Genomic DNA, 6,132 nt, shown 5'->3' on the forward strand with positions numbered 1-6,132 from the left:
GTGGCATTTTCTTTGACGACAACTGATTTCTTTCCACAAAGCGATATGTTTGGGATCGTTGTTTTCATTCCAGACATTGGCATTACTTGGTCCAAAAACCGTGAGAGTAGGTACTCCAACAGCAGACGCAAGATGCTTAATACCTCCATCGTTACCAATGTGGAGGCAAGCTTCTCTCAAAACATATCCGAAGACTTTTAGTTGATGAAACTCAAGTGCAGCGGATGGCTGATATTTCATATAGTCAATAACCTTCTGAAGAAAGTGGTACTCATGTGGTCCACACACAAGAATAACTTTATATTCTTTCTTACTGATTATGTAATCAGCTAGTGTTGCGTATTTCTCAAATGCCCATAGTTTGCTTTTGACTAAGCTGACAGGTGAAATAGTAATATATCTGTCATTGGGATATATACCATTTACTATCAAAGTTTCTTTACCCTTTTGAGTTGAAAGTTCATCTATACTAAAGTCTAGTTTTGTCGTATCAGGAAGCCCTCCCAGTTCCCGTACGACATTAAGACGTCTATCAGCGATATATGGAGTGATTTCAGGAAATGATGTGAAGAAATGATTATAAGCGTACTTCCGAATTCGCTTATTGCGTCCGTATCTGATGGGAGATCCCGATATTAATGAAATAAGAGCACTTCTTGGAATGGATAATACGTCAATCGTTATATTAAAGTTATGTTTTCTGAGATTAACAGCCTTTTTCAAAAGAGTAATTGGTGAATCGTGGGGATCTAATAGAAAAAGATGGTTAATGTATGGATTACCTAGTAAAACATCTTTATAACCTTTATCGACTACAACTGTTATTTCAGCATGCGGATATAGCTTGTGCAATTCCCTAAAAACTGGAGTCGTTAAGAGTATCTCTCCAACTTTTTTAAGTATGATAACAAGAATTCTGTAATTCTCTCGTGTCATGACTATTGCATAATGTTTCTATTACAATGTTAATAAAAGCTACCTCAACAAAGTCTTACGTAAAGATAGGATAGTATGATCACAAACTGTTTCTCCATATTATATTACAGTCAGTACAATCAATCCCTTTATTTCTTATTTTAGCATTTATCTTTGAAATCGGTGCATTCGGCTTGATGGAACGAAAAGACATTCCTGAAATGTAATCAACGTATTCCCTAATTCTTCTCCTCCGGGAATCGTTAATTAATTTACATCACGTGTCTCGAGAACAAATGGTTAATTGGTTAAGAAAGCTCTTCCACGGAGAAGACAGGAGGGCTTATCCTTCCATGAGAGACTCGAACGCAACGTCATGAGCATGATTCCACCAACTGTCATACATTACGCTGACCGCGACCCAGCAAGGACAATCGGAGGTGTGCAAGCTTTCTCACGGAATCTCAAACTCATATTTGAAAACGTACGGGTTATGACGCCAAGAAACCGCGATCTTGACTATCCTGTCAAGCATCACATTCCGATAATTTTCGATAATCAGTTCGTCCTCGATTGGCCAGAGCGCTATCAAGTGATCGGTTTCCAGCACGGAGTGGGGGCAGTCAAGTTCAAGGTTACACGTTCCCGTGCTCACCGACGACTCGCCCGAGCGCAGAAGCGAGCTGCCAAAAGACAAAACACCCTCTGGGTCGCTTGTGCTGAGTGGATAGCGAGAACCTTTGGTCGATTATGTGGAAACTATGCTGAACATGTCGTTTACCATACCGTTGATCTGGACCGATTTGACGGGAAGCTGGAAAACGCGGGATCACGGCTGATCCTTCATGATGCACGAGCCAGGCACAAGGGTAAAGCTCTTCTAGATAAAATTGGAATGGCTTTCCGACATGGCGGTTTGAGCCGATGGACTGTCTCCCTGATCAAGTACCGGACCGGATGAGACGGCACGTGCATTCATCCACCTAAGTCGCTACGAGGGTAACAGCATAGTATGCAATGAGGCAATGGCGATGAACCTTCCCTGCATGTTCACGGCGGTTGGCGTAATGCAGGACCGTGGCTGACCGAAAGATGTATATCTTGTGGATCCACGAAAGATATATGGCCACCCCAAACGGCTAGTTGAGGAAGTCGGCGCCTTCCTGGAATCGTTGGACCACCAGACGTACAACCCAAGGGCTTGGATCTTGGAAAACACGACAACGGAGGCTGGCATCGCAGCATGGACCCGAGTCACGGCACATTTCCAGCGAATGTCCGACTGGAATCTCGGGATTCTGTCCAACCAGATTCGATAGAGCTGACAATTCGTTCCGCCGCCCTTCCGTCGCCATAGGGATTCCTACCGTTCCAAACGGGATTTGAATTTGCCCACTCAAAATTCTCCTCGATTGAAGTCCCTACGACCTTTGAGAGTCCCACCTCCACACCTTCGGGTCTTTCGCTAACATCCCGGCAAACCAAAACCTTCTTCTTAAACACGGCACATTCTTCCTGTAATCCACCAGAGTCAGTGATGACAAACCTGACTTCACTCAGGAGTTTCAACAGATCATCGTATTTCAGAGGATGTATCACCTCAACTTTCTTCAACACGGATCGATGTTCCTGAACCTTTGGATTGGGATGCATGGGGAATAGGAATACCAGATCGTTATGTCTTTCAGCAAGACGCTCAATTTGAGCAAACATAGATGCCATTTTCTCCCCGTGATTCTCCCGCCGGTGGAGCGTAACCAGAATCTTCGATCCGTAATGAATGGGGTATTTGAACTTCCGGCAGACATCTATCACCGTGTTCCCGGTGAGAACGATATTCTCTACTCCTTCGGCTTCCAGATTTTGCACCGCCTTCTTCGTTGGGGCCCAGTGTACGGATGCGACCCGTGAAATCACCTGGCGGTTGAGTTCCTCAGGAAACGGGGAATCAAGGTTCCATGTTCGAAGTCCCGCTTCTATATGTCCCACCATCACCTTTTCATAGAATGAAACCAATGCAATCGCCAGGGCGGTGGACGTATCGCCTTGAACCACGACGAGGTCCGGGCGTTCCCGTCTGAGAACCGGGACGAACTTGCTGGTCACACGCTCCAGAATGTCGGAGGGAGACTGCCCCGGTTCCATGATGTCGAGCCTGAAGTCAGGAGGAGGGATCAACTGTTTTACATCGGCAAACAGTTCGTCGTGTTGTCCCGCAAAAACAGTCTTGAAAGGAAAATCTCCCTTGGAAAGTTCTTCGATGAACGAAGCTACCTTGATCACTTCGGGACGGGTCCCGAAGCAAACCATGACATTCCGGTTCACTGGATTCTCCTGAGCTTCGACTGCAACGGCTACGTCAACGGGTATCCGACTGACTGTATTGAATGTCGTAGAGGCTCTGGTACAACCCGTCGTTCTTCATGAGTTCCTCGTGGGTTCCCGTCTCCACAACCTTGCCTTTATCCAGGACAATGATCTTGTCCGCGTTGACAACCGTGGAGAGGCGGTGGGCGATGACAAAGACGGTTCGGTCCTTCATCAGCCTGTCGATAGCCTCTTGAACCTTTTTTTCCGACTCTGTGTCGAGAGAGGAGGTGGCCTCATCCAGAATCAGGATTGGGGGATTCTTGAGGAGAGCCCGGGCGATCGCAATACGCTGACGTTGGCCGCCTGACAGTTTCACCCCCCGATCTCCAATGAAAGTGTGGAATCCATCAGGTTGGGCTTCGATGAAATGGAGGGCATTGGCCGCCTTGGCTACATGGCGCAACTTTTCCATTTCCCGTTCATGATCACCGTAGGAAATGTTATTTCCAATCGTATCGTTGAAGAGAATGGTTTCCTGTGGAACGATACCCATGAGTTGCCTCAGGGACTGAAGGCGGATTTCCCGTATGTCCAATCCATCAAGCGAAATGGTCCCGCTTTCCACATCGTAAAACCTTGGAATGAGGTCGGCAATGGTAGACTTACCGGCCCCGCTCTTCCCCACTACAGCCACCACTTCTCCTTTATTGATTTCAAAAGAAACGTCATCCAGGATCCGCTCCTGAGTGCCGTCATAGGAGAAATGGATATTCTCAAAACGTATGGCATCAGTGAAATCGCTCACTTCCTTGGCGTCTTCCGCGTCCGCAATCGAACGGGGTGAATCCAACAGGGAGAAAACCCGTTCCGCCGAAGCGAGTGCTGTCTGAATTTCTGTGTTCACCGTGTTCATTCGTTTGATGGGATTCAAAACGGAAAACAGGATCAAAATGAATCGTATGAAATCCTCAGGGTCCATCGACTGATGCAAAAGGACATCCCTCCCCCCTATCCAGAGCAGAATGACACCCATGGTCACGCCAATCACCTCCGTCACCGGAGTTGAAGCATACCGAAGGCCGTACTGTCGCCTTTGAAGCTTGTAAAATCTGGCCGTTTCCCTCCTGAACTTCCTCCGTTCAACCTTCTCCATAACAAAGGCCTTCACGATTCTTATGGAACTCAGCGTTTCCTGAAGGATGGAGACTATGCCGGAAATCTGTCTTGAGGACCGCATTGCCTTCCTGCGGATACTTCGACCCACAAAAACGATAAGGATCCCTGCAATTGGAAGAATCAGACAGGCCGCAAGAGCCAGCTTCCAGTTGATCACGAACAGGAGTGCCGTGAAGGTGAGAATATTGATGGGCTCCACCAGCAGTTTGTGAAAACTAACCGCCAGAGACTGACGAATCGCTGCCACATCGTTTAAGACAATTGAGGTAAGCTCCCCGGACTTTTTCTTGTCGAAAAAGGACAACGATAATGATGTCAAATGGTCAAACAGCTTGTTACGCAGGTCCATAATGATCCGAAATTGGACCAGACCGGCCAGCAGATTCTTGAGGTAGAGGAACAGATTCTTCAACAAGAAGGTCAGGAAGATGGCCAGACAGAGCGCCTTGAGCGTCTCTGTGGCTCCTTCTTTCAAAATGAATCTGTTGGTCCACATCTTAAGGGTGTCATTCGGAGATCTGTCCGTAGCCGATTCCAGAAGGGACTGATTCTGAACCAGCGTGTCATGGTCCGTCAGAATGTTGTTGATAAAGGACGCAGTCACCCATATGGACAGGGAATTGAAGAAGACAAAGATAAGGGATGCGGCAATAGAGACGACAATGATATGCCAGTAAGGTCGAGCCAGGTTGAGGACTCTTCTATACATTTACAGATTTATCTCCTTTCCGTCGCTTTTTGGGAAAGATAAACCATCTTCCTGTGAGGGATGTCGGCCTCGTAGAACTGATCACCAACGCAGGAGAAACCGTACTTTTCATAGAATGATATCACATTGGACTGAGCATGCAAATAGATTTGATCTGCTCCCTTCACTTGTTCAAGGACAAACATGACCAGACTTTTTCCGATCCCTCTCCCCCTCAGCGATTTAGGGACTGCAAACCTCTCAAGCTTTGTCCCTGACTTCGTGTAACGCCACCTGGCGGTTCCGGCAGGTTCACCGTTAAGAAAAGCGAGTACGTGGGTGGCCGATTCGTCGTAATCATCCATCTCAATTTCCAGAGGCACTGATTGCTCGTCGATGAAAACGGCCCGCCGAATGGCCTTGGCCTGCTCAAGTTCCTCAGCTGTTGTCAGAATCTTCGTACTTAGTCTGTGGGAGATCTCTTCTTTAGAGGACGGCCCTTTCATGCTACTTCAGGTATGTTACCCAATAAATCTATTACTCCGAAAGGAAGAATTCATTATTTTTACTCCTGAGCATGAGAATAGGAAAAAGACAACTGATCGTCATTGGAGACAGGGTTCTGATAAAACCCGATGAGTCCGCCGAAAAGTCCCCGGCAGGACTTTATCTTCCCCCAACGGTCAGGGAGAAAGAGGATGTCTGGGGTGGTGTTGTGGTGGAAGTTGGACCCGGCATTCCCCTATCGGAACCGAGTAATGTCGAAGAGGAGCCGTGGAAGACGGATACTACCAACGTGAAGTATGTGCCCACCCAGGTTGAGACGGGCGATTATGCCCTGTTTCTAAAAAAGGCTTCCGTAGAAATAAAATTTGAGGAGAAAAAATTTCTCCTCGTACCCCAGGCGGCCATTCTTGTCCTGGTCCGGGAACAGCTTACCTGAGCACCTGGCTGTTCAATCCCCAATCATACTGATCGAATCTCACGCTGTATTCCTCGATCACCCGGTGCCTTTCTTCGTCAGAAAGCCCGGGTAGGTAACG

Annotated in this window: 6 protein-coding genes; 2 read left to right on the forward strand and 4 right to left on the reverse strand. The window is 47.3% G+C overall.

Going from position 1 to position 6,132, the window contains the following annotated elements:
* Positions 1-936 (reverse strand): glycosyltransferase family 9 protein (locus V3U24_11015; protein MEE9167973.1); only part of this gene is annotated, 936 nt, incomplete at its 3' end.
* Between the two features lie 421 nt (positions 937-1,357).
* On the opposite strand from V3U24_11015, the gene V3U24_11020 reads away from it, so the two are divergent.
* The gene (locus V3U24_11020) at positions 1,358-1,876 is read left to right on the forward strand and encodes a hypothetical protein (protein ID MEE9167974.1); all 519 of its coding nucleotides are present in this window, start codon (positions 1,358-1,360) and stop codon (positions 1,874-1,876) included.
* 293 nt (positions 1,877-2,169) lie between these two features.
* Here V3U24_11020 and wecB read toward each other — a convergent pair whose 3' ends face one another.
* Genes wecB through V3U24_11035 form a run of 3 tightly spaced genes read right to left on the reverse strand, consistent with a single transcriptional unit; the run spans position 2,170 to position 5,595 of the window.
* A complete protein-coding gene (gene wecB / locus V3U24_11025; GenBank protein MEE9167975.1) occupies positions 2,170-3,240 on the reverse strand; it encodes a UDP-N-acetylglucosamine 2-epimerase (non-hydrolyzing) in 1,071 nt (356 codons plus the stop codon).
* Positions 3,241-3,274: 34 nt separating this feature from the next.
* Complete coding sequence (locus V3U24_11030; protein ID MEE9167976.1) at positions 3,275-5,110, reverse strand: ABC transporter ATP-binding protein; 1,836 nt, start codon at positions 5,108-5,110, stop codon at positions 3,275-3,277.
* Between the two features lie 8 nt (positions 5,111-5,118).
* Positions 5,119-5,595 carry a GNAT family N-acetyltransferase gene (locus V3U24_11035; protein MEE9167977.1) on the reverse strand — a complete coding sequence of 159 codons (477 nt, stop codon included), beginning with the start codon at positions 5,593-5,595 and terminating at the stop codon, positions 5,119-5,121.
* Between the two features lie 71 nt (positions 5,596-5,666).
* Between V3U24_11035 and V3U24_11040 the strand changes: the two genes are divergently transcribed.
* A complete protein-coding gene (locus V3U24_11040) occupies positions 5,667-6,032 on the forward strand; it encodes a co-chaperone GroES family protein (protein ID MEE9167978.1) in 366 nt (121 codons plus the stop codon).
* The last annotated feature ends 100 nt before the right edge of the window (positions 6,033-6,132 follow it).

This window comes from Candidatus Neomarinimicrobiota bacterium (genome assembly GCA_036476315.1).
GTDB lineage: Bacteria > Fidelibacterota > Marinisomatia > Marinisomatales > S15-B10 > JAZGBI01.